Source organism: Nocardia sp. NPDC041819 (assembly GCF_055590505.1).
In genome coordinates this window covers 155,258-177,123 of the sequence record NZ_JBVJAP010000014.1, presented here as the reverse complement: position 1 = coordinate 177,123, position 21,866 = coordinate 155,258, and the positions used below count along the sequence as shown (strand labels likewise).

Genomic DNA, 21,866 nt, shown 5'->3' with positions numbered 1-21,866 from the left:
ACCTGATACCCACCCGGTCCGCGCGCAAACGGCAGGGCGGGCCGCATCCCGCCGAGCCGGTTCGTCGCAGGTCAGCGCAGCGCGAGCGGGTCGATGTCCAGCGCCTGCGCCAGTCCGGCTTCGCCCAGCGCGGTGACGCGCACGGCGCGGCCGCTGCCGACGCTCTTGATCCACCCCAGCTCCTTCAGGCGGCGGCACAGCTGCGCGCCCGCCGAGCCGCCCAGATGGACTCGGCGTTCGGTCCAATCGAGACAGGGCCGCGCCACCGGGCGGCGTGTGGCGCGCAACGCGGCAGGGTCGATGCCCATCGGCCCGGTGAGCCATGCCGCGCCGGACCCGGTCAGGGCGAAACCAGCGTCACCGCTCAGCAGACCGCGCGCTGTCATGGCGTCGGTGACGGCCACGCCCAGGCGCCCCGCGAGATGGTCGTAGCAGGTGCGGCCCCTGGCCAGCCCGGCGGCGACGGTGGCGGTGCGCAGCCCGGTGACCGGTGCGGCGGGCGGGCCGAGATGGGCGACCATGGTCTCGAGCAACTCCGCGACCTGCGGGCCGGCCAGCCGCAGATAGCGGTGCCTGCCCTGCCGGTGCTCGACGACCAGTCCGCCGTCGCGCAGGCGGTCCAGATGCTCGGTGGCGGTGGACGGCGCGACGCCGGTGTGGCGCGCGAGTTCGCCCGCGGTCCAGGCCCGCCCGTCCACCAGCGCCAGGCAGATGTCGGCGCGGGTGCGGTCGGCGAGCAGCGCGGCCAAGCCCGCCAGTTCGGTTCCTCTGGTCGGCACCACACCATCATGGCGGGCCGTCGTTTCGGCGCTCACCGAAATGTCCCGTCGCTACGGTCGCGGCATGACTTCGTCTTCCGCGGCGGCGACCCCGCCGGCCAAGTTCGAGATCTTCCGCGGCCTGCACCACCGCGACCGTCCCCTCGTCCTGCCGAACGCCTGGGACTTCGCCTCGGCCGCCCTGCTGGCCAACGAGGGATTCGCGGCGATCGGCACCACCAGCTTGGGCGTGGCCGCCGCGGCCGGGCGCACCGACGGCGCGGGCCTCACGAAGGCGGAGACGTTCGCCTCGGCCCGGCGCCTCGCGCGGCTGCCGATCCCGGTCACCGTGGACATCGAGGCCGGGTTCGACGAGCGGCCGGGCGCGGTCGCTGATTTCGCCGGACAGCTCGCGGCCTGCGGGATCGCGGGCGTCAACCTGGAAGACGGCCGCCTCGGATCGGCGCTCGCCGCGCCCGAGCACCAGGCCGCGCTGATCGCGGCGGTCAAGGAGCGCACACCGGAACTGTTCGTCAATGCTCGCGTCGACACCTACTGGCTGGGGCTCGACCACGGCTCCACCCACGATCGCGTACGCCGGTATGCCGCGGCCGGAGCCGACGGCGTCTTCGTGCCCGGACTGACCGACCCGGCGCGTATCGAGCTAGTCGTGGCGGCGAGTGAAGTGCCCGTGAACGTCCTCTATTCGGCCGATGGGCCGGGCCTCGCGACGCTGACCGAGCTGGGCGTGCGCCGGATCAGTACCGGGTCGCTGCTGTACCGGGCGGCGCTGTCGGCCGCGCTGGACGTCGCACGCGCCGTGCGGCACGACGACTCCGTTCCGCCGGGAATCGTCAGCTATGGCGAGATCCAACGTCTCTTGCCCGCACCCGTCGAGGCTTCTCGCGGCTGTTCATCCTGAGAGCGAAGATTTCGGCGACGCTGTCGATCCGCCGGGGGCCCGTTCGTATAGATGGTGCGACCGGCGCCGCGCCGGTCCCGGAAGGAGCGGAGATGAGCAAGATCATCGCGGTGGAGCACCTGACCCTGGACGGCGTCATGCAGGCGCCCGGGCGGACGGACGAGGACACCCGAGACGGATTCGCGCACGGCGGCTGGGCGCACCGGCACGACGACCCGGTGCAGGCCGAGGTCATGGGCAGGCACATGGCCGCGAACCGCGGCGCGCTGCTGCTCGGCAGGCGCACCTACGAGGACTTCGCGGGATACTGGCCGCGACAGGTCGGCGACCCGATGGCCGATGCGCTGGACAAGACCGAGAAGTTCGTCGCTTCCCGCACCTGTAGCGGGCCACTGGCCTGGCAGAACTCGACATGGCTCGGCGGTGACGCGGTGACGGCGGTCCCCGAGTTGCGGCGGCGGGAACCGGACCGGAATCTGGTGGTGCTGGGCAGTGGTGACCTGTTGCGCTCGCTGATGCGCCACGATCTGGTGGACGAGTACCTCCTGCTGATCCACCCCGTGGTACTCGGTTCGGGCCGCCGATTGTTCGCCGGCGTGGCGCTGGGCGGCCTGCGGATGACCGACACGGTGACGACCACGGGAACCGGTGTCGTCATCACCACCTACCGGCGCGGATGAGGAGAACGACGCGATGAAGCACTACTTGCTCAGCATCTACCAGCCCGACGCGGGCGTGCCGGAGAACCTGGACGAGATCATGCGCGAACTCGGCGCGCTGAACGACGAGATGCGGGCGGCGGGAACCTGGGTGTTCGCCGCCGGTCTGCACGCGCCCGGCACCGCGACCGTGTTGCACGCCCGCGGCGAGGACGTGCTGATCACCGACGGCCCGTACGTCGAAGGCAAGGAGCACATCGGCGGGTTCACCGTCATCCGCGCCGCCGATCTCGACGAAGCGCTGGAATGGGGCCGCAAGCTCACCGCCGTCGTCGGCCTTCCCGTCGAGGTCCGTCCGATCCAGGACTGACGGATGGGCGAACCCGTGACCGGCTCGGTGATCGAAACGGTCTTCGCGCAGCATTACGGCCGAGCGGTCGCGAGCCTGGTCCGCGTCTTCGGCGACATCGGCGTCGCCGAGGACGCGGTGCAGGACGCCTTCACCGCCGCCGTCCAGCGCTGGCCCGCCGACGGTCTCCCGCCGAGCCCGCCCGGCTGGATCATCACCACCGCGCGTAACCGGGCCATCGACCGCCTGCGCCGCGAGGCCTCCCGCGCGGACCGGCACGCGCAGGCCGCCCTCCTGCACGCCGAAGACGAGCCGGAGGAGGCGCTGAGCGCCGTGCGCGACGACCGGCTGCGGTTGATCTTCACCTGCTGTCACCCCGCTCTGGCGCCGGAGGCACAGGTGGCGCTGACTCTCCGGCTGCTCGGGGGGATGAGCACCGCCGAGATCGCCCGCGCGTTCCTGGTCTCCGAAACGACCATGGCGCAGCGCCTCGTTCGCGCCAAAGGCAAGATCCGCGACGCCCGCATCCCGTACCGGGTGCCCGCCGACGCGGACCTGCCCGCCCGGCTGCGCGCGGTACTCGCCGTCGTCTACCTGATCTTCACCGAGGGACACACGGCCTCCTCCGGTGCGCGGCTGGTCAAGGCCGATCTCTGCGCCGAGGCGATTCGCCTGGGGCGTCTCACGGCGGAGCTGATGCCGGACGAGCCCGAGGTGACGGGCCTGCTCGCATTGATGCTGCTCAGCGAGTCTCGCCGGGCCGCGCGCATCGGCTCCGACGGCTCCCTGATCCCCCTCGCGGAACAGGATCGCAGCCGGTGGGACCGCGACCTCGTCGCCGAGGGGCACGCGCTCGTGCGGCAGTGCCTGCGCCGCAACCGGCCCGGGCCGTACCAACTCCAAGCGGCGATCAACGCGGTGCACGCCGACGCCCCCGTCGCGGCGGCCACCGATTGGACCCAGATCCTGCGGCTCTACGACCAGCTCACCGCGCTCACACCGAGCCCGGTCGTAGCCCTCAACCGCGCGGTGGCGGTCGCCGAAGTGGACGGTCCGGCGACGGCATTGGAATTGGTGGACGCCCTCGCTCTCGAGCGATACCACCTGTTCCACGCCATCCGCGCGAACCTGCTGGCCCGTCTCGGGCGCACCGCCGACGCCGTCGCCGCCTACGACGCCGCCCTCGACCGCACCGACAACGCGGCCGAACGAAATTTCCTGACGCGTCGGCGCGCCGAACTCGGCAAAGGTGGACCGAACCGGTAGCGATGCGATCCGCGCTCAGGTCAGTCGGCCGCCGCCATCGACGTGCAGGGTCGTTCCGGTCAAGAAGGGATTGGTCAGCGCCAGCAGCGCCGCGGCGGAGATATCGGCGGGGCTGCCGACCCGGCGCGCCGGATTGACGGCCGCAACCTCATCGAAGAAGTGCTCTTTCCGCTCGCCCATGCCGTCCCAGACGCCCGAGTCGACAATGCCCGGCGACAGCGCGTTCACCCGGACCGGCGCCAACTCGACCGCCAGCGCCTCGGCGAGGAAACTCACCGCGCCATTGGTCGTAGCCATCACCGTCCGTCCCGGCGCGGGCCGCCACGCGGCTACTCCGGAGAACAGCAGCAGCGCTCCGCCCTGCCTGATCCGGGCGCCGAAGTGCTTGCCGAGCAGGATCGGGCCGATCACCTTGGCGTCGAAGGCCCGCACGATCGCCGCCCGAGCCAGCGCGGCCACGGGCCCGTTCGCGTGGGACGCGGCCACTGACACCAGATAGTCCAGCTCACCGACTTCCTCGGCTGCCCGGGCGACGGAGTCCTCGGTACCGAGGTCGATCCGGATCGCTTCGACCGCCGCACGGCGACCGCGGGCCGCGCCCATCACGTGCTCCCGTGCCGCGGCCACGGCGCGCTCGTCGCGGCCCGCGAGCACCACGGTCGCGCCCGCGGCGACCGCGTCTCGGGCGATCTGCCGAGCGATGCCCGATCCACCGCCGACGATGACGAGCTTCTTGCCGTCCAACGTGCCTGTCATGAGTTTTCCTCTCGGTAGGTGTGCTGTCCCCCACCGAGAGGAACGACCTGGGCGATCACCGCCATCCCGTCGCGGGATCGATAGTTTCGTGGTTTGCCATAGAATTATCGAATGCCTACGTTGCGCGCGCTCGAGTGCCTGATCGCCGTGCTCGACTCCGGTTCGGTGACCGAAGCCGCCGCTCGACTGCATCTGTCGCAACCCGGGCTGTCGCACCAGATCGCCTCGCTGGAGCGCGAACTCGGCACGCCGGTGCTCGAGCGGCTCCCGCGTGGCGTACGGGCGACGGCCGCGGGCCGTGCGATCGCCGCGGACGCACGCGCCGCGGTGGCCGCCGCCGAACGGGTGGTCGCGGGCGGCCGCGCCGTCGCCGCGGGCGCGACCGGGCAATTGCGCATCGCGTGCGCCGACAGCATGTCCGCGAGCCTGCTCGCCCCCGTGCTGCGCGTCTGGCATCGCCGTCGTCCAGAGGTACGCCTCACCCTGTCCGAGGTGTCCAGCGCCGACGCCATGGCCGAGATGGTGGCCGTCGGCACGGCCGATCTCGCCCTCGGGCCGAGGCCGTCGCGCTGGGAGGGCCACCTCGTCGTGATCGGAAACGAGGAGATCGTCGCGGCTTTGCCGGACGACGCCGGGAAGCCCCCGGCAGCGATGACACTGGCGGACATCGCCGAACGCCCGGTGGTGCACTACCACCCCGACAACGGCCTCAGCGCCTGGCTCGACGAAGTCGCCGCAGGCCGCGGAGTGGCGCTGACCGCGGCGACCAGGACCCGTCAAGCCACCACCGCCGCCCAGCTCGCCGCCGCCGGTCTCGGCACCGCCCTCGTGCCCACCAGCGCGCTGACCGCGACATTCCCCGGCGCCGTCCGCAGCCTGCGGCCGCCACTGACGCGCGAGGTCGTCTGCCTCACCTCCACCCCGGGCGATCCCCTCGTCCGCCGATTCCTCACCGACCTGCACCGCCGCGGCGTCCCGGTCCCGAGCCCGATCGCCGCCCAACTGACGGCGCGGGAGTGAGGTCGTCGCGCCGAGCCGCCGGCTCAGTGCTTGCGCACTACGCGCTCCCCTTCGCCCGGCTTCCAAATGGTGATGTCGAGGTGGTCGCCGTCGACCTCCACCGTCGACGCCCCGGTGAGATCGGCGACGTAGAAGTGGTCGAACTCCCGGCCCCGGATGTCGAAACCGGTCGCGTCGAACAGGTGCTGGGCGAAGCGGACGTGTACGTCCCGGTCGGGCAGGTCGACGACGGCGCCGAAGAGTTTGGCGTCACCGTCGGACACGTTCGTGTCCACGGTGGCGGTGTGCAGGCAGAAGCGTGGATCCCGAGCCAGATCGCGGAACTTGGTCGTGCCCGGCATGCCCGCGAGCACCAGGAACTCCTCGAAGACGCGTGGTTCGACCGGGCTGATCCGCGGTGATCCGTCGGCCCGGATCGTGCCGAGCATGCAGAGATTGCCCGCCGCGCGGTGCCTGCGGGCGAAGACCTCGGCGACGTGCGGTGCTTCTTCGGTGAATCGGCTCCAAGTGGTCATGCCGAGGACGGTACGGCGAAACCCTGCCGTCTCGTGTCAAGGTTTCCGGCTAGTGTCGCCTGCATGCGGGCGAGTCGGCTGGTGCAACTGCTGCTGCTGTTGCAGACCCGAGGCCGGCTCACCGCGCCCGAACTGGCCAGGGAACTGGAAGTGTCGGTGCGCACCGTCTATCGCGATGTCGAGGCCCTTTCTGCGGCCGGTGTCCCGGTCTACAGCGAACCGGGCCGGGCAGGCGGCGTCCGTCTGGTGGACGGCTATCGCACCCGGCTCACCGGCCTGACCACCGACGAGGCCGACGCGGTGCTGCTGACCGGCTTGCCCGGCGCCGCCGCCGATCTCGGCCTCGGCACCGTGCTGGCCACCGCGCAGTTGAAAATGCTCGCCGCGCTGCCGCCGGAATTGCGCGGGCGGGCGACGCGCATCGCCGAGCGGGTGCATGTCGACGCGCCGGGCTGGTTCCACCGGCCGGACGAGACGCCGACGCTCGCGACGATCGCCGGCGCGCTCTGGCACGACCGGAGGCTGCGTGTGCGCTACGCCCGCAAGGATCAGGTCGTCGAGCGCCTGCTCGACCCACTCGGCCTGGTGCTCAAGGCAGGCACCTGGTACCTCGTCGCCCGCAGCGGGCACACGCCCCGCTCGTATCGGGTGGGCCGGATCCTCTCCGCCGAGACGACCGGCGAATCCTTCGCCCGCCCGGCCGGATTCGATCTGCGGGCGCACTGGACCGACGCCGCCGACGATTTCGCGCGTTCGATGCTGCGCGTCCGGGCGCGCTGCCGGATCGCCGCCACCCACCTGCGGTTGCTGCGGCTGATGAACGATCCGGCGGCGGTCGCCGAAGCACTGGCCTCCTCCGGGCCGCCCGATGCCGAGGGGTGGGTGGAGGTGGTCGTGCCGTCGGAGTCCTACGAGGTGCTCGCGCACGGCCTGCTGCCGCTCGGCGAGTTCGTCGAAGTGCTGGAGCCGTCGCAGCTGCGCGCACGGCTCGCGGCGACAGCCGCCGCCATGCACGCGCGCTACTCCGCGAAATCCGATCACCCGGGCTCGACCGCGCGGCAACCCGGCGGGTAGGAGCGGATCCGGCGCTTCCGATCATCGGACCCGCGAACCGTTCCCGTGCCCCGCCGGGCGAGGATCATCCCAGCTCGTGATGACTCGGTCCGCGTCGGGCAGCCCCGCCGGTCCGATCGCGCAGCGCCGCCACCCGCGCCTGGTTCGCCTCGTCCCGGCCGGCGCTGATCGCGAAAGCGGCTGTCGCTCAGCGCAGTGTGCGGAAGAACTCGCGCACGTCCGCGATCAACAGATCCGGCGCCTCCATCGCCGCGAAATGCCCGCCACGATCGAACTCCGTCCACCGGACGATGTCGTGCGCCTGTTCGGCGAGCTTTCGAATGGACATGTCGCCGGGAAAGATCGCCGCCGCGGTCGGCACATCGGACTTCACCACCGGCGCGCCCCAGGCCGCGGATTCGCTGTAGAGCCGCAGCGAGGAGGCGAGGGTTCCGGTGAACCAGTACAGGCTGACGTTGGTCAGCAGCGCGTCCCGGCCCACCGCCTCGTCCGGCAGTTCGATCGCCGGGTTCGTGTACTGCCGGAACAGGTCGGCGATCCAGGACAGCAGCCCGGCGGGCGAGTCCTGCAGGCCGATCGCCAGCGTGTGCGGGCGGTTGGCCTGCACGGTCGCGTAGTCGTAGCGGGCGTAGCTCTCCGGGCCGGTCAGGGTCGCCAGCCTCGCCTGGTCCTCCGGGCTGTACTCGGCCTCCGATGCACCCGGGGACCACTCGGCCGACGCGGACGCCGCCGTCCCCCACGATTCGCCGTCGCCGCTGTCCCAGGAGGGAATCGTGATCGGGCCGTTCACATGGAGGCCCACGACGTGTTCCCGAGCGATATGGCCCAGCTGTGCGGCGATGAAGTATCCGGCGTCGCCGCCCTGCACGCCGTAGCGGTCGTAGCCCAGCCGCGCCATGAGTGCCGCTACCACCTCCGCGAACCGCTCGGTCGAGCCCGCACCCGGATCCGGAGACACCTCGGAGAACGCGAACCCCGGCAGCGAGGGAACAACCAGGTGGAACGCGTCGGCGGGGTCGCCACCGTGGGCGCGGGGATCGCTCAGCGGCCCGAGCACGTCCAGGAACTCGACGAACGACGCGGGCCAGCCGTGACCGAGCACCAGCGGCAGCGCATCCGGCTCCGGCGAGCGCACGTGCAGGAAGTGCATCCGCTGCCCGTCGATGGCGGTGACGAACTGCGGCAGCTCGTTCAGCGTCGCCTCGACGGCGCGCCAGTCGAATTCGGTCCGCCAGTACTCGGCCAGCGGCCGCAGGTAGGACACCCGCATGCCCTTGTCCCATCCCGCGCCGGGCAGGTCGCTCGGCCACGCCGTCTCGGCGAGACGCCGGTGCAGATGGTCGATCTTCTCCTGGGGGATGTCGATGCGGAAAGGGCGAATGTCCGGTTCGGTTGTCATGTCGGCCACGGTAGGTAGCGCTTAGGACGGGATCGTTCCTATCTTTCCGGCATTCTGGCGTGATGCTGGAAACGTCGGCTCGCCTGCTCGCCCTGCTGACTCTGTTGCAGACCCGTCCCGACTGGACCGGCGCCGAACTGGCCGCACGGCTCGGCGTCACCGGTCGAACCGTGCGTCGCGACATCGATCGGCTGCGCGAACTCGGCTATCCGGTGCATGCCACCCGGGGCGCCGCCGGATACCGGCTCGGCGCGGGCGCCGCGTTGCCGCCGCTGCTGCTGGACGACGACGAAGCGGTCGCGGTGGCGGTCGGGCTGCGCAGCGCCGCCGGTGGCAGCGTGACCGGACTCGAGGAGGCGGCGCTGCGCGCGCTGAGCAAGCTGGAGCAGGTACTGCCGCCCCGGTTGCGCCACCGGGTCCGCACGCTGCGCGGCGCCACTCTGCGCGTCGCGGCGCCGGTGCCCGAAGTCCATCCGGACACGCTCATGGCCATCGCCGAAGCGTGTCAGCGCCACGAACGGCTGCGGTTCGACTATCGCGCGCACAACGGAACACTGGGCCTGCGCACCGTCGAGCCGCACACCCTCGTGCACTTCAGCAGGCACTGGTACCTGGTCGCCTGGGACGTGGAACGCACCGACTGGCGCACCTTCCGGGCGGACCGGATCACCCCGCGGATTCCGACCGGCCCACGCTACGCACCACGCGAGCCGCCGGAAGGCGATGTCGCGGCGTATCTTTCGATGCGGCTGTCGACCCGTGCGTGGCCGCATCAGGCGACGGTGCTCCTGCACCGCTCGGCCGATGACGCCGCCGACCGCGTGTGGCCGGGCACCGGCGTCCTGGAAGCCGTCGACGAGCACAGCTGCCGCCTGCACGTCGGCAGCGAGTCGCCGGAGCAGCTGGTGTGGATGATCACCTCGGTCGATCTCGACTTCACCCTGCTCGACGGCCCACCGGAACTCGTCGAGGCGCTGCGCGCGCAGGCCGCCCGCTGCGTGCGCGCCGTGCGCGACTACCGCGGCGAGCGCACCGGCTAGCCGCGCCAATCCAGGACGGCGGCGAGCGATCCGAGTTGCACCGAGTCGGGGACCGCCCGCACCAAGGCGTCGCGGATCGCGACGACGGGCGCCGACGACAGTTGCGCCACCGCGCCGAGCCGGCGCGAGCGTGCGGCGATCATCCGGGTGCGCGGCCTGCGTTCCCGGTCGTAATCGGCGAGGTCACCGCCGCTGTCGACCACCCTGGCCAGCACCACGGCGTCCTCCAGCGCCTGGCAGGCGCCTTGCCCGAGGGTGGGCATCATGGCGTGCGCCGCGTCTCCCACGAGCGCGATCCGGCCTGCCACGAAGCTCTTCGGCGTCGGCAGGTCGTAGAGGTCGTGCTTCAGCACCTCCGCGTCCCCGGCCGCGGCCAGCAGGGCGGGGATCGGGTCGTGCCATCCGCCGAACCGGGCGCGCAACTCGTCCACCCCGCCGCCCGCCTTCCCGGCGGGCATGTTCGCGGTGGCGAAGCAGTAGACGCGGCCGTCCGCGAGCGGCACGTACCCGAAACGCTCACCGCGCCCCCAGCTTTCACCCATCTCCGGGACCGGCTCACGTGGTGTGACGACCACCCGCCACGCGGTGTAGCCGCCGTAGCGGGGGCGGATCTCACCGCAGACGGTGCGACGCACGACGCTGCGAATGCCGTCCGCGCCGACGACGATGTCCGCGCTGGAGATTCCGGCCGAGTGCACCACCGTGCCGTCGGCTCGGGCCTCGGCCACGGTGACGCCGGTGCGCAGCGCCGCCGCCGGTATCGCGGAGCGCAGGATGTGCACCAGGTCGGCGCGGTGCAGCATGACCGGGCTGCCGTACCGAGCCCGGATCGCCTCGGCGTCCATCCTGGTCAGCCACCGTCCGACGCGATCACGGATGCCCGCCGCCCCCTGCTCGACGGCCCGTGCCCGCACCTCGTCGCCCAAGCCGAGGGCGTCGAGGGCGCGAATCGCGTTGGGCCACAGCGACAGCCCGGCGCCGACTTCGGTGATCTCGGCGGCCCGCTCGAGCACTTCGACGCGGTGGCCTCGCCGCAAGAAGGCCACCGCGGTCGCCAGGCCACCGATGCCACCGCCCACGATGAGCGCCTCGGCCATCGCTTCCCCTTTCTCCGAACCGCTCGACGAGCAGCTATCGCAAACGATACTACAGATGTAGTGTCAAGAATCGGGAGCGTAACCGGTATCACTGCCGCTGCCCTGGCGAGACGAATACGGGTGGCTCCGGTGCCGGACTTCGCGCCTTCCCGCCGAACCATTCGGAGCGCGCGCCGCTCGCATCGGATGATCGAGGAACGCGGGGCCGAGCCGTCGCGAGCGCCCGGCATCGCTGTGGCCGAAGCTTCTCGTATACCGGGAAACCGCGTCGCCTAGAAGAACGTGTGCAGCAGATCGACCACCCGGGGCGTCTGGGCGTCGGCGTCGTCGATCACCGGGATCAGGCGCCATTTGTCGAAGGCGGTGCACGGATGCGACAGCCCGAGCCGCACGACCGACCCGATGGGCAACTCCGCGGCGCCGACCGGAAGCCGGAGGAAGGCGTGCTGGTCGTTGAGCGCGGAGACCGTCGCGCCCGCGTCCAGCGCACCGCCCGCGGGCCCCGCGACGCGTTGCGGAATCGGCAGCCCCTCGTCGAAAGGCAGATCGCGTTTGCCCGCGTCCAGCAGGGCGAGCCCCGGCTCAGGGCGCGAGAGGGTGCGCGCCCAGCCGTGCATCGCCGAGCGCAGCGGCCGCGCGTATCCGGGAGCCGCCAGCGGCGACATGCTCGCGTAGAAGCCGTCGTCGTGGATGACGTACGCACCCGAGCGCAGGACGACCGTCGTCGCGGCACCCTGTTCGCCCTGCTCGTCGGACAGCGGGGCGAGGTATTCGAGCGCCAGCTCCGGATAGGCACTGCCACCGGCGGTGACGACGGCCGGACCGCGGTATCGCCCCGCCGCGAGGAGTTCCCGGTGCAGGCGGGCGAGTTCGCCGAGGTAGTCACGCACCGCGCGAACGCCGCTCGCGGTGCGGTCGTGGGCGAGCGCGCCCTCGTAACCACCGACGCCGGCGAGCGTCAGCCGGGATGCCGCGCCGATCGCCCGCGCCACGGCGTGCGCCTGTTCCACCGTGCGCGCACCGGTTCGGCCGTGCGGACCGCCGAGTTCCACCAGCACCCGGATCCGCGCCGACCCCGGGGCGGTGCGCAGGTGCGCGTCCATCAGCGCGACCGTCTCGACGCTGTCGGCCCAGCAGACGAACTCGAAGGACGGGTCGCGCGCCGATTCCGCCGCGACCCAGCGCAATCCGACCGGATCGACCAGCGCGTTGGCCAGCAGCACCCGGACGACACCGAACGATCGGGCCACCTGGGTCTGCCAGATGGTGGCCAGTGTGATGCCCCACGAGCCCGCCGCCAACTGGTCGGCCCACACCTGTGGCGCCATCGTGGTCTTGCCGTGCGGCGCCAACCGCACACCGGCCGCGCGCACCCAGTCGGCCATGACCGCGATGTTCGTCCGCAAGGCCGCGCGGTCGACGGTGAGCACCGGCGTCTCCAGCGAGTCGAGCGGCACAGCGCCGGTGCGGAATTCCCGCACGGTCAGCCCCCAGGATTCGGGCGGCATGCCCTTGTGCTCGGGACCGATCCGGCGATCCGCGAGCGCCGCGACGGCGGCTTCATCGATCGTCACGACATTCCTTCCCGGCACGGGGCCCTAGGCGGCTCAGCCCGAGTTGCGCAGCGCGGTGGCCAGGCCGTTCATGGTCAGCAGGATGCCGCGTTTCACCAGTTCGGAATCGTCCCCGGCGCGCAGGCGGCGCAGCAGCTCCACCTGCATCTGGTTGAGCGGTTCCAGGTAGGGGAAGCGGTTGTGGATGGACTCGGCCAGCGACGGGTTGTCGGCCAGCAGATGATCGTTGCCGGTGATCGCGGCGTGCATGCGGACGGTGCGGGCGTGCTCGTCGCGGATCATGCCGAAGATCTGCTCGCGCAACGCCACGTCGTCCACGAGTTCGGCGTAGCGCGCGGCGATATCGAGATCGCTCTTGGCCATCACCTGGGCCAGGTTGGACAGCACCGTGCGGAAGAACGGCCAGCGCCGGTACAGGTCCGCCAAGGTGGCCAGGCGTTGCGGGTCACCGCCGATCCACTCCTCCAGGGCGGCGCCGGTGCCGTACCAGCCCGGCAGCATCACCCGCGCCTGACTCCAGGACATCACCCACGGGATGGCCCGCAGGTCCGCGACCGAATTCGTCGGCTTGCGCGAAGCGGGCCTGCTGCCGATGTTCAGGTCCCCCACCTCGGCGACCGGCGTGGACTGCCGGAAATATTCGACGAATCCGGGGGTTTCGTGCACCAGCCGCGCGTAGGCGGCGCGGGCGCGGGCCGCGAGGTCGTCCATGATCCCGTAGGACGGCTCGGCGTCGGCGCCGAGTCCCTCCACATCCAGCAGGGTCGATTCCAGGGTGCCCGCGATCAGCGACTCCAGATTGCGGTGCGCGCTACCGGGTTCGGCGTATTTCGCGGCGATCACCTCGCCCTGCTCGGTGAGCCGCAGCGAGCCGCGCACCGCCCCCGCGGGCTGGGCGAGGATCGCGTCGTAGCTGCGGCCGCCGCCGCGGCCTACCGTGCCGCCGCGGCCGTGGAACAGCCGCAGCCGGATGCCGGTTTTGCGGGCGACCTCGATCAGGTCCAGCTCGGCCCGGTACAGCGCCCAGTTCGCCGCGAGGTATCCGCCATCCTTGTTGGAGTCGGAATAGCCGAGCATCACCTCTTGGCGCATGCCTTGCGCGGCGACCAGATCGCGATAGACCCCCACCTCCAGCGCCGCGGACAGTGTCGCCGCCCCCGCGCCCAGGTCCTCGATGGTCTCGAACAGCGGGACGATGCCCACCGGGCAGTTCGGCGGCCCGTCCGGCTCCCCCGGGTCGAGCAGCCCGCCTTCCTTGAGCAGCAGGGCGGCCTCGAGCAGATCGCTGACCGAGGTGCACATGCTGATGATGTAGTTCGGCACCGCGGCCGCGCCGAGCGTGTCCACCACATCCCGCGCGGCGCGCACGATGCCGAGTTCCTTGGCGGCCGACTCGCTCAGCCGTGCGTGCGGGCCGAGCAGCGGGCGGCGGGTGCGCAGCTCGGCGGCCAGCAGTTCCACCCGGCGCTCCTCCGGCAGGCTCGCGTAGTCGGAGTGGACTCCCGCCCAGGACAGCAGTTCGGCGACGACCTGCTCGTGCACTTCGGAGTTCTGCCGCAGGTCCAGACTCTGTAGGTGGAAGCCGAAGGTCTCGATGGCGTGACGTAACGCGGCGAGGCGATCGTCGGCGAGCAAGCCGTCGCCGCTGCCCCGCAGCGAGGCGTCTATCGCGTCCAGGTCGTCCAGCACCGCCTGCGGAGTCGGATAGGGCCGCGCACCGGCATCCAGTCCGTTCGGCGGAACCTCGCCGAGCGCCGCCCGCGCGGTGGCGGTCAGCCGGGCCCGGACGTGGTGCAGCGCCCGGCGATACGGCTCGTCGGCATGCGCGGCAGGATCGGGGTATCCCGTCTCGGCCAGTGCGGCGACCTCGGGCGTCACGGTGACCAGCCGGGCCGACAGCGACAGCGTCTTCTCCAGTTCCACCAGCTCGCGCAGGTATCGCTCGAACGCGACGCCCGCGGCGCGGAAAGCGGCCTGACGCACCACATCGGCGGTGACGTACGGGTTCCCGTCCCGGTCGCCGCCGATCCACGAGCCGGGACGCAGCATCGGGCGTGGCAGCAGCTCGACGCCCGGCCAGCGCGAGCGCAGCGCGGCGCGCACTTCGGCGTTGATCGCCGGGATCACGTCGAACAGGGTGAGGTCGTAGTAGCGCAGACCCACCGAGATCTCGTCCTGGATGCGCAAGCGGGCCAGGCGGATCAGCGCGGTCCGCCACAGGCTCAGCACCTGGCGGCGGATCCGCAGTTCCAGGTCGGCCCGCTCACGCTCGTTCTCGGCGTAGCGCAAGCGCAGGCGCATCAACTCGGTGATCCGGGCCTGCGCGTCGAACACGGTGCGGCGGCGCGTTTCGGTCGGGTGCGCGGTGATTACCGGCGAGACCAGCGCGTCGGCCAGCAGCTCCGCGACCCGAGACCCGTCGAGCGCCGCCGCGTCCAGTTTGCGGTAGGTGGCTGCCAGCGACGAGTCCTGTGGCGGTTCGCCCGCTGCCTCGTGCGCGGCGCGGCGGCGGTCGCGTTGGATGTCCTCGGCCAGATTGGCCAGCAGCACGAAGTAGCTGAACGCGCGGATGAGCGGGAGAGCGACCGCGATGTCCACACCGTCGAGCATCTCCGCGACGGCGCTGCGCTCGACCTCCTCGCGGCGTACCCGGAACGCCTCGATGCGCACCCGCTCGATGAGGTCGAAGACCTCCGGACCCTCGTGGTCGCGAATGGTGTCGCCCAGTACGCCGCCGAGGAAACGGATGTCGTCGCGCAGCGGCCGGATGGCGTCCTGTTCGATCTCGCTCATCGATTCGCCCATGATCAGACAGTATTGCCCTCCGGGCCGCGCGGGTATGCGACGCGGCCCACACCGGCCGCCCGCGGCTCAGCCGAGGAGTTCGGAGAAGCGCAGGTAGTTGCCCCACGGGTCGCGGAAGCCGCAGTCGCGTACCCCGTACGGCTGCGAGATCGGCTCTTGCGTCACCTCGACGCCTGCGTCGCGCAGCCGGGCGAAGGTAGCGTCCACGGCATCGGTGGTGAAGATCAACGTGCCCTGCGCGCCGCTGGCCAGCCGCGCCCGCGCCGCCGCGCCGGCCGCCTCGTCGGGCACCATCTCGGGGGTTTCCAGAATGAACTCGATGCCCGGTTGCTTCGCCGGGCCGACGGTCACCCAGCGCCCACCGGCGAACGGCATGTCGGCCCGTACCTCGAGGCCGATCACGTCGCGGTAGAACTCCAGGGCCTTGTCCTGGTCACCGACCAGTACGCCGATGTGGGTGAGGGCGAGGTCGGCGCCGTTGCTCATGATGGTGCTCCTTGTCGTCGTCAGGGCTGGCAACAGTACAGACGACGAGCACGCGGAGAATTCATCGGCGGCGCGGTCACATTCTCGGCGGGCGCCGCGCTCGGGGCGAGCACCCGCGCCGCGCTCAGCCCGCGGTACGGGCGGTGAGGTGATCCGTGCGGTGCGACACGACCTGTTCGGCCAGGGTGACCAGCACCCTCTTGACCGAATCACGTTGCCTGGCATCGCAGTCCAGAACCGGGATCCAGTGTGCGAGCCCGAGCGCCGCGCGGACCGCACGGACATCGCGGTGGGCACCGCCGTCGACGCGGTTGACCGCGACGACGAAGGGCGTACCGCGTTCGGCGCAGTGGTCCAGCACGGGTTGACAATCCTCGACCCGGCCGGTGTCCACCACGATCACGGCACCCAGCGCCCCGTCGACCAGTTCGTCCCACAGGAAGACGAGACCGTCCTCGGCAGGCGTGCCGAACAGATACAGCAGCAGTGAGCTGTCCAGGGTGATGCGCCCGACGTCGAGGGTGACACCGGGCCGCGGGTCGTCTGCCCAGCTCTCCGGATCGTCCGCGCCGAGGGCGATCTCGGTCGCCGCCGCGGCTACCAGCGGCTCGATTTCGGAGACGGCCCCGATGAACGTCGTCTTCCCGACGCCGTGACCACCGCCGACCACGATTTTCACCGAAGACGGCATGGTCGGCGTTCGCGTGTCGGAATACCCGGACAAGCTCCCTGCTCCTCTCGATAGCAGCGGCGGTGCGCCGGTCGGCGGCGCGCACGGTCGCGAATCGGTCGGCCGGGTCGCTGACGACGACTCGGCGCCCCGATCGAGGCTTCCGGCACGCTACCGATGTCCGGCGATGGAATGCGGCCGCCGGCACCGACGCACGAGCAACCATGTACCCGTCCTCGGCCGCCGCGAAACCTCGCCGCGCGACTCTGATACAGTCCGGCGCGATGTACCCGGAGGGCAAGAGGGCTGGATGGCGCACCGAATTACGTTGATTCCCTTGGCAATAGCAGTAGTGCTCGGAGCGGCCGCCTGCGGCGACGAGTCCAGCGGGTCACCGGCGACGACCACAACGCAGGCCGCGAGCACGGCCACCCAGCTGTTCGATCCCTGCACCGGCATCCCCGACGCCGCGCTGACGAGCGCCGGGCTCGATCCCGCGAGCAAGCAGGTCGGTGTGGGCGGGGTCGAGCAGCCGGGCTGGGAGATCTGCGGATGGAAGGGCGCCGACTTCACCCTCGGCGTGTTCTCCAACGGCGCGTCCGTGGCCGAGTTCGAACGCAAGCCCGGCAATGTCGACTTCCAGGACGTCACCATCGCCGGACGGCCCGGCCGCCGGTTCCGCGTCGACGACGCCGCCAAGGACCAGATGTGCGACGTGCTCTTCCCGGCTCGGCAGGGGTTGCTGCAACTGACGCTGGTCAACCGGACCGCGGACCAGAACCCCTGCGATCGCCTGGCGACCGTCGGCGAATCGATCGTCCCGGCGCTGCCGAAATAGCGCAGCGCCCCAGCCTCACCCCGCGAGGATGCGTCGGCGGCCTTCTCGGCGCGATTGGCCGCGGACCGGCCCAGCGCGCTCGAAAGCCGCGCCCGCGGCGCGGTAGGCGGCCTGGCGCACGACCTCGGCGGTGACGCGGCGGCGCGTTTCGGTCGGGTGTGCGGTGAGATCGGCTCTTGCGTCACCTCGGCGCCTGCGTCGCGCAGCCGGGCGAAGGTGGAGTCCACGGCATCGGTGGTGAAGATCAACCTGCCCTGCGCGCCGCCGCGCCGGCCGCCTCGTCCGGCACCATCTCGGGGGTCTCGGGCGACCCGTGTGGCACCGGCCGGAGACTTCGTACCGCCGACGAGCCCCGTGTGTGGCGATCAGCCCATGTCTCACGCGGTGAGCTGATCCGGGCGGTGCAGCAATACCTGTTCCAGCAGCGAAACCAACACCTCTTTGACCGAATCGCGAGACCTGGCATCGCACTCCAGAACCGGAATCCAGTTCTCCAGCTCCAGCGCTTCGCGAACCTCGCCGAGGTCGAAGTGGGCGCTGCCGTCGAAGCGGTTGACCGCCACGACGAAGGGAGTGCCGCGCTCCTCGAAATAGTCCAGCACCGGGTAACAGTCGTCGACGCGGCTGGTGTCCACCACGATCACCGCACCGAGCGCACCGTCGACCAGGTCGTCCCACAGGAAGACGAAGCGGTCCTGGCCCGGCGTGCCGAACAGGTACAGGATCAGCGAACTGTCCAGGGTGATGCGGCCGAAGTCGAGGGCGACGGTGGTCTGTGTCTTGTCCGCACGGTGTGCGAGGTCGTCCACGCCGACGGCCATCTCGGTCATCGCCGCCTCGGTCACCAGCGGCTCGATTTCGGAGATGGCTCCGATGAACGTCGTCTTCCCGACGCCGAAACCGCCGCTGATCACGATTTTCACCGAGGACGGCATGGTCGGCGTTCGCATGTCAGAGTGCCCGGACAAGGTCCCTGATCCTCTCGATGGCAGCGGCGGTGAGCTGGTCGGCGGCGCGCACGGTCACGTGTCCGGTCGCGGCCAGGTCGCTGACGACGACCTTGGCCACCCCGATCGGAACCCGCAGCGCGGTGCCGATTTCGGCGATGGAGTGCGGCTGCTGGCACAGCCGGACCAGGGTGAGCTGCTCGAAGCGCAGCGGTGCGGACAGCGCGGCGGGCTCGGCCCGCACCAACGTCTCGATGCGCAACCCGTCCAGCAGTGGCGTGGTGCGTCCGGCGGTGACCACGAAGGGTCGCACGAATCGATCGTCGGCGGCGGATTCGCGTCTCATCGCCGCAGCGTCTCGCGCAGTTCGGCGATGAGCGCGGGATCCAGCAGCGCGCCCGCACGCTCGGCGAGCACCGCCATCTCGTACCCGACCAGGCCGACGTCGCAGCCGCTGTCGGCGATCACGCCCAGGCAGCTGCCGTCGCCCAGGGCGGAGACGAGCAGGAAGCCGCGCTTCATCTCGATCATGATCAGCTTCAGACCGTCGAAGGCGTAGCTGCGCGAGGCGCTTCGGGCGAGCCCGACCAGCCCGGACACCATGGCGGCGAGCCGGTCGGCGGAGATGCGGTCCAGGCCGTCGGACATGGCGATGAGCAGGCCGTCCGAGGAGACCGCGACCGTCTCGCGGACACCGTCGGTCTCGCGGACGAAGTTGGCCAGCATCCAATTGAAGGTGTGCGGGTCGGCGCTCGATATGTGGGTGGTCACCGGATCTCCTCTGCCATGGTCGCGGCGGGCTGGAATGCGTGCGCCGTATCGGCGGCGCGGACGAGGTCGTCCCGCGGGGCGGCGGCGTGCCTTCCGGGCGCTCCACGCTGATAGCCCGAGCGGAAGGCGGACAGCATGCCGCGGATCTCCTCGGGTGAGCGCTCGACCGCGGGTGCGGCCTCCGATCGGGGCACCGCGCTGGGCCGTGCACCCGTAGCGGCCGCGCGAGCTTTCTTGTTGCGTTTGACCAAGCCGTTCTTGGTGTGCCGCGGCACGGGTTCGGAGTCCGCTGCCGGGCTGCGCGACTCGAGGGCGGCGATGCTCGGCGCGGCCGCCGGTTCCGTCAGCGTGGCGACGACCGGGGTGTAGGCCGACGACCCGGCGTTCGCCCAGGATCGAGCCGGTGCGCGAGCCACGGTCGATTCGACGGCAGGCGGACGTGGCTTCGGCGAACTCGAACCGATCGGGAGCGCGGCGGCGCGTGGCGCGGGCTCACTCGGGTCGTCGCGCTGTAGCTGTCCGGCGTCGAGCATGCCCGACGGCAGCGTCAGGCGCGCGACGATCCCGCTCACTGGCGAGACGCTCAGCTCGACGCCGATGCCGAGCCGCTCGGCGAGCCTGCCGACGACGTAGTGGCCGAGATGGCGGGTCGGCGCGACGACGAAATCCTGTTCGCCGCGCAGTCGTGCGTTGGCCTGGGCCAAATGGTCGGCGGGCATGCCGACTCCGTGGTCGACCACCGCGAGCAGATATCCGTTCGGCCCGGCGCGCCCGTAGATCTCGACCTCGAGATCCGGTGGGGAAAAAGCGAGTCCGTTCTCGATCAGCTCCGCGAGCATGTGGGCCAGCTCGCTGGCCGCCGCGCCCGTGACGAGCACCTCGTCCATCCGGCGCAGCACCACCCTGCGGTAGTCGTCCACCTCGGACAGGCCCGCGCGGATCACGTCGCTCAGCGGGATGGGTTCGGCCCAGCGGCGCGGACTGGCCTCGCCGACCAGCACGAGCAGGCTCTCGGCGTTGCGGCGCATTCGGGTGGCGAGATGGTCGAGTTCGAACAGGTTCGACAGCGCCTTGGGATCGAGTTCCTCCCGCTCGAATTCGCTGATCAGGCCGAGCTGGCGGCGCACGAGATTCTGGCTGCGGCGGGCCAGGCTGACCATCGACTCTGTGGTGTTGCGGCGCACCAGCGCCTGCTCCGACGCGAGGTCGAAGGCGGTGGACTGCACCCGATCCAAAGCTCGCGCCACGGCGTCGATCTCGACGCTCGCGCCCGCCGGTGTCCGCACCGGTGCGGGCGGGTCTGGCGGTCGGGTGTCGTCGCCGTTGCGCCAAGCCGCGATCACGTCGGGCAGCCGCCGGCTCGATACGTCGTCGGCGTCCGCGGCCAGCATGGCCAAAGGCCGGACGATGGCGCGCACCGCGGAGACGACCAGCGCCACTTCCACCGCGATCGCCGCCAGCGCGGCGAGCACGAACGCGCCCAGGATCAAGGCGGCGTTGCGGCGCAACACCTCCGCGCGCGAGCCGATGTCGGCGCCGACCGCCTGCTGCACGGTGCGCTGCTCGTCGATGACCCCGGTCATCCTCGCCCACCAGGTGATCGGGTCGACCGGACGCACCAGAGGTCCGGCGCTCGAGGCGATCGCGATGTTCTCCGACTCCGCAGTCCGGACCGCGCTGTCGCTGTCCAGCACGGCGTCCAACCGCGCCTGTTGGGACGTGGTGGCGTCGTTGGCGAACGCGGTCAGAGCGGCCAGCTTGGCCGCCCGGATATCGAGGAACTGCACGTACTCGCCCGGCCCGAAAGCACCGGCGGCGAAGACGCCGTTCAGGAAGCCGCGTTCCCGCGCGGTCTGCTCCTTGGCTTCACCCAGGGCGTACAACGCTTGCAGACCGTGCCGGACCGCCGGATCGGCGGCCTGGTCCAGACCGAGGGACAAGTGGTTCAGCGCGTCGATGGCGTCGGTGTAGTACTGGAAGGCCGCCTGCCGGGCCGTTCGCCGCTCATCGATCCGGGCGCGGGTCGCATCCAGGTCGGTCAGCGGCCGGGCGGCCGCGCGCACCCGGTCCGCGCCGGGCGGGTTGTCCGCCATCGCACGCCGCAGCTCGCCCAGCGCATGGTCGACCGCGCCGCGCTGGTCGGCGACTGGCTGGAGCAATCGCCCGTCGCCGCCGAGCAGGCCGTTGGTCAGGCCGCGCTCGCGCTGCGTCTCGTGCACCAAGTCCTGCACCGCCAGCGCCAGCGGTACCGCGGCCGCCGTGTCCCGGCTCCCGCGGTACGCGTCGACCTCCCGCGCGACCATCGCGCCCAGCAGCGCGAGCACCAATACCAAGGGGACGACGAGGATTCGAGCCAACTGTCCGCGAATGGTGCGGGGGCGCACGATTCCGCTGCCCGATCGCTGCCGTTGACGGGGCGTGGATAACCGTGTGCCGCCGGATAATTCCGGTCGTCGACGTGACCGCACCACCCTCTGCTCCTCCGATCGGCCGCCGTGACCGCTGCACGGCGAGGACACGGAATCAGTGGCAAACTTTCACAGGGCCTTCCCGGTGTCAACGCGAAATTCGGTCAAACCGGACACTGTGCGGACTTCTAAACACACTGGCAACGAGGGGGTCACCGGGCGCGACGAATCCGGCCTCCGCTCGGAGGGGTAGACGCCGGGTCACGCTGCCAGTTACCCACCCTCGCCCGCCCCGAAACCTCGCGGCCCGACTCCGATCCAGTCCGGCGCGATATACCCGGAGGGCTCGATGGCGCACCGAATTACGTTGATCCCTTGGCAATAGCAGTAGTGCTCGGAGCGGCCGCCTGCGGCGACGAGTCCAGCGGGTCACCGGCGACGACCACCACGCAAGCCGCGAGCACGGCCACCCAGCTGTTCGATCCCCGCACCGGCGTCCCCGGCGCTTAGCG

22 protein-coding genes are annotated in these 21,866 nt (G+C 71.2%); 9 read left to right on the top strand and 13 right to left on the bottom strand.

Annotated elements, in window-relative coordinates:
• Positions 1-71: 71 nt before the first annotated feature.
• Positions 72-779 carry an ArsR/SmtB family transcription factor gene (locus ACZ6DL_RS30700; protein ID WP_466056315.1) on the bottom strand — a complete coding sequence of 236 codons (708 nt, stop codon included), beginning with the start codon at positions 777-779 and terminating at the stop codon, positions 72-74.
• Between the two features lie 64 nt (positions 780-843).
• On the opposite strand from ACZ6DL_RS30700, the gene ACZ6DL_RS30695 reads away from it, so the two are divergent.
• The 4 genes from ACZ6DL_RS30695 to ACZ6DL_RS30680 all read left to right on the top strand — a co-directional run bounded on the left by ACZ6DL_RS30695 (position 844) and on the right by ACZ6DL_RS30680 (position 3,954).
• A complete protein-coding gene (locus ACZ6DL_RS30695) occupies positions 844-1,680 on the top strand; it encodes an isocitrate lyase/PEP mutase family protein (RefSeq protein ID WP_466056313.1) in 837 nt (278 codons plus the stop codon).
• 92 nt (positions 1,681-1,772) lie between these two features.
• Entirely contained in the window at positions 1,773-2,360 is a 588-nt protein-coding gene (locus tag ACZ6DL_RS30690) for a dihydrofolate reductase family protein (protein ID WP_466056311.1), read from the top strand.
• A gap of 13 nt (positions 2,361-2,373) precedes the next feature.
• Positions 2,374-2,709 carry a YciI family protein gene (locus tag ACZ6DL_RS30685; protein ID WP_393238027.1) on the top strand — a complete coding sequence of 112 codons (336 nt, stop codon included), beginning with the start codon at positions 2,374-2,376 and terminating at the stop codon, positions 2,707-2,709.
• Positions 2,710-2,712: 3 nt separating this feature from the next.
• Positions 2,713-3,954 carry an RNA polymerase sigma factor gene (locus ACZ6DL_RS30680; protein WP_466056309.1) on the top strand — a complete coding sequence of 414 codons (1,242 nt, stop codon included), beginning with the start codon at positions 2,713-2,715 and terminating at the stop codon, positions 3,952-3,954.
• Between the two features lie 15 nt (positions 3,955-3,969).
• On the opposite strand, the gene ACZ6DL_RS30675 is transcribed toward ACZ6DL_RS30680, so the two are convergent.
• The gene (locus ACZ6DL_RS30675) at positions 3,970-4,710 is read right to left on the bottom strand and encodes an SDR family oxidoreductase (RefSeq protein WP_466056307.1); all 741 of its coding nucleotides are present in this window, start codon (positions 4,708-4,710) and stop codon (positions 3,970-3,972) included.
• A gap of 111 nt (positions 4,711-4,821) precedes the next feature.
• Between ACZ6DL_RS30675 and ACZ6DL_RS30670 the strand changes: the two genes are divergently transcribed.
• Positions 4,822-5,730, top strand: a complete 909-nt coding sequence (locus ACZ6DL_RS30670; protein WP_466056305.1) for a LysR family transcriptional regulator — start codon at positions 4,822-4,824, stop codon at positions 5,728-5,730.
• Between the two features lie 23 nt (positions 5,731-5,753).
• Here the strand turns inward: ACZ6DL_RS30670 and ACZ6DL_RS30665 are convergent, their stop codons facing one another.
• Positions 5,754-6,245, bottom strand: coding sequence for a pyridoxamine 5'-phosphate oxidase family protein (locus ACZ6DL_RS30665; RefSeq protein WP_466056303.1), 492 nt, complete (start codon positions 6,243-6,245; stop codon positions 5,754-5,756).
• A gap of 63 nt (positions 6,246-6,308) precedes the next feature.
• Here ACZ6DL_RS30665 and ACZ6DL_RS30660 point away from each other — a divergent pair, with 63 nt between their 5' ends.
• A complete protein-coding gene (locus ACZ6DL_RS30660; RefSeq protein WP_466056301.1) occupies positions 6,309-7,319 on the top strand; it encodes a helix-turn-helix transcriptional regulator in 1,011 nt (336 codons plus the stop codon).
• A gap of 187 nt (positions 7,320-7,506) precedes the next feature.
• On the opposite strand, the gene ACZ6DL_RS30655 is transcribed toward ACZ6DL_RS30660, so the two are convergent.
• The gene (locus ACZ6DL_RS30655; protein ID WP_466056299.1) at positions 7,507-8,718 is read right to left on the bottom strand and encodes an epoxide hydrolase family protein; all 1,212 of its coding nucleotides are present in this window, start codon (positions 8,716-8,718) and stop codon (positions 7,507-7,509) included.
• 62 nt (positions 8,719-8,780) lie between these two features.
• On the opposite strand from ACZ6DL_RS30655, the gene ACZ6DL_RS30650 reads away from it, so the two are divergent.
• Positions 8,781-9,758: a helix-turn-helix transcriptional regulator gene (locus ACZ6DL_RS30650; RefSeq protein ID WP_466056297.1), complete on the top strand. Its 978-nt coding sequence runs from the start codon at positions 8,781-8,783 to the stop codon at positions 9,756-9,758.
• Here ACZ6DL_RS30650 and ACZ6DL_RS30645 read toward each other — a convergent pair.
• The 5 genes from ACZ6DL_RS30645 to ACZ6DL_RS30625 form a co-directional block, all read right to left on the bottom strand.
• Complete coding sequence (locus tag ACZ6DL_RS30645; RefSeq protein ID WP_466056295.1) at positions 9,755-10,855, bottom strand: FAD-dependent monooxygenase; 1,101 nt, start codon at positions 10,853-10,855, stop codon at positions 9,755-9,757. The genes ACZ6DL_RS30650 and ACZ6DL_RS30645 overlap by 4 nt on opposite strands.
• A gap of 272 nt (positions 10,856-11,127) precedes the next feature.
• Positions 11,128-12,363 carry a type III PLP-dependent enzyme domain-containing protein gene (locus tag ACZ6DL_RS30640; protein WP_466056354.1) on the bottom strand — a complete coding sequence of 412 codons (1,236 nt, stop codon included), beginning with the start codon at positions 12,361-12,363 and terminating at the stop codon, positions 11,128-11,130.
• Positions 12,364-12,462: 99 nt separating this feature from the next.
• On the bottom strand, positions 12,463-15,234 hold the full coding sequence (gene ppc, locus ACZ6DL_RS30635) for a phosphoenolpyruvate carboxylase (protein WP_466056293.1): 2,772 nt from the start codon (positions 15,232-15,234) through the stop codon (positions 12,463-12,465).
• 66 nt (positions 15,235-15,300) lie between these two features.
• Positions 15,301-15,720, bottom strand: a complete 420-nt coding sequence (locus tag ACZ6DL_RS30630; protein WP_466056291.1) for a VOC family protein — start codon at positions 15,718-15,720, stop codon at positions 15,301-15,303.
• A 124-nt stretch (positions 15,721-15,844) separates the two neighbouring features.
• Positions 15,845-16,444 (bottom strand): GTP-binding protein, encoded by a 600-nt coding sequence (locus ACZ6DL_RS30625; protein WP_466056289.1) that lies wholly within the window; start codon positions 16,442-16,444, stop codon positions 15,845-15,847.
• A gap of 283 nt (positions 16,445-16,727) precedes the next feature.
• Here ACZ6DL_RS30625 and ACZ6DL_RS30620 point away from each other — a divergent pair, with 283 nt between their 5' ends.
• A complete protein-coding gene (locus ACZ6DL_RS30620) occupies positions 16,728-17,228 on the top strand; it encodes a DUF3558 domain-containing protein (RefSeq protein ID WP_466056287.1) in 501 nt (166 codons plus the stop codon).
• A 377-nt stretch (positions 17,229-17,605) separates the two neighbouring features.
• On the opposite strand, the gene ACZ6DL_RS30615 is transcribed toward ACZ6DL_RS30620, so the two are convergent.
• Genes ACZ6DL_RS30615 through ACZ6DL_RS30600 form a run of 4 tightly spaced genes read right to left on the bottom strand, consistent with a single transcriptional unit; the run spans position 17,606 to position 21,303 of the window.
• A complete protein-coding gene (locus tag ACZ6DL_RS30615) occupies positions 17,606-18,163 on the bottom strand; it encodes a GTP-binding protein (protein ID WP_195068654.1) in 558 nt (185 codons plus the stop codon).
• Positions 18,164-18,179: 16 nt separating this feature from the next.
• Positions 18,180-18,521 carry a DUF742 domain-containing protein gene (locus ACZ6DL_RS30610; RefSeq protein ID WP_181720049.1) on the bottom strand — a complete coding sequence of 114 codons (342 nt, stop codon included), beginning with the start codon at positions 18,519-18,521 and terminating at the stop codon, positions 18,180-18,182.
• The gene (locus ACZ6DL_RS30605; RefSeq protein WP_466056285.1) at positions 18,518-18,946 is read right to left on the bottom strand and encodes a roadblock/LC7 domain-containing protein; all 429 of its coding nucleotides are present in this window, start codon (positions 18,944-18,946) and stop codon (positions 18,518-18,520) included. Before ACZ6DL_RS30605 ends, ACZ6DL_RS30610 begins: the two co-directional genes overlap by 4 nt.
• Positions 18,943-21,303, bottom strand: a complete 2,361-nt coding sequence (locus tag ACZ6DL_RS30600) for a sensor histidine kinase (protein WP_466056283.1) — start codon at positions 21,301-21,303, stop codon at positions 18,943-18,945. The genes ACZ6DL_RS30605 and ACZ6DL_RS30600 overlap by 4 nt, the downstream gene beginning before the upstream one ends.
• Positions 21,304-21,729: 426 nt before the next feature.
• Between ACZ6DL_RS30600 and ACZ6DL_RS30595 the strand changes: the two genes are divergently transcribed.
• On the top strand, positions 21,730-21,864 hold the full coding sequence (locus ACZ6DL_RS30595) for a hypothetical protein (protein ID WP_466056281.1): 135 nt from the start codon (positions 21,730-21,732) through the stop codon (positions 21,862-21,864).
• Positions 21,865-21,866: the final 2 nt, after the last annotated feature.

Bases quoted from the DNA above. Each gene is read 5' to 3' on its own strand.
- ACZ6DL_RS30695 (WP_466056313.1), top strand. From the start codon at position 844: ATGACTTCGTCTTCCGCGGCGGCGACCCCGCCGGCCAAGTTCGAGATC.
- ACZ6DL_RS30690 (WP_466056311.1), top strand. From the start codon at position 1,773: ATGAGCAAGATCATCGCGGTGGAGCACCTGACCCTGGACGGCGTCATG.
- ACZ6DL_RS30685 (WP_393238027.1), top strand. From the start codon at position 2,374: ATGAAGCACTACTTGCTCAGCATCTACCAGCCCGACGCGGGCGTGCCG.
- ACZ6DL_RS30680 (WP_466056309.1), top strand. From the start codon at position 2,713: ATGGGCGAACCCGTGACCGGCTCGGTGATCGAAACGGTCTTCGCGCAG.
- ACZ6DL_RS30675 (WP_466056307.1), bottom strand. From the start codon at position 4,710: ATGACAGGCACGTTGGACGGCAAGAAGCTCGTCATCGTCGGCGGTGGA.
- ACZ6DL_RS30670 (WP_466056305.1), top strand. From the start codon at position 4,822: ATGCCTACGTTGCGCGCGCTCGAGTGCCTGATCGCCGTGCTCGACTCC.
- ACZ6DL_RS30665 (WP_466056303.1), bottom strand. From the start codon at position 6,245: ATGACCACTTGGAGCCGATTCACCGAAGAAGCACCGCACGTCGCCGAG.
- ACZ6DL_RS30660 (WP_466056301.1), top strand. From the start codon at position 6,309: ATGCGGGCGAGTCGGCTGGTGCAACTGCTGCTGCTGTTGCAGACCCGA.
- ACZ6DL_RS30655 (WP_466056299.1), bottom strand. From the start codon at position 8,718: ATGACAACCGAACCGGACATTCGCCCTTTCCGCATCGACATCCCCCAG.
- ACZ6DL_RS30650 (WP_466056297.1), top strand. From the start codon at position 8,781: ATGCTGGAAACGTCGGCTCGCCTGCTCGCCCTGCTGACTCTGTTGCAG.
- ACZ6DL_RS30645 (WP_466056295.1), bottom strand. From the start codon at position 10,855: ATGGCCGAGGCGCTCATCGTGGGCGGTGGCATCGGTGGCCTGGCGACC.
- ACZ6DL_RS30640 (WP_466056354.1), bottom strand. From the start codon at position 12,363: ATGCCGCCCGAATCCTGGGGGCTGACCGTGCGGGAATTCCGCACCGGC.
- ppc (WP_466056293.1), bottom strand. From the start codon at position 15,234: ATGGGCGAATCGATGAGCGAGATCGAACAGGACGCCATCCGGCCGCTG.
- ACZ6DL_RS30630 (WP_466056291.1), bottom strand. From the start codon at position 15,720: ATGAGCAACGGCGCCGACCTCGCCCTCACCCACATCGGCGTACTGGTC.
- ACZ6DL_RS30615 (WP_195068654.1), bottom strand. From the start codon at position 18,163: ATGCCGTCCTCGGTGAAAATCGTGATCAGCGGCGGTTTCGGCGTCGGG.
- ACZ6DL_RS30610 (WP_181720049.1), bottom strand. From the start codon at position 18,521: ATGAGACGCGAATCCGCCGCCGACGATCGATTCGTGCGACCCTTCGTG.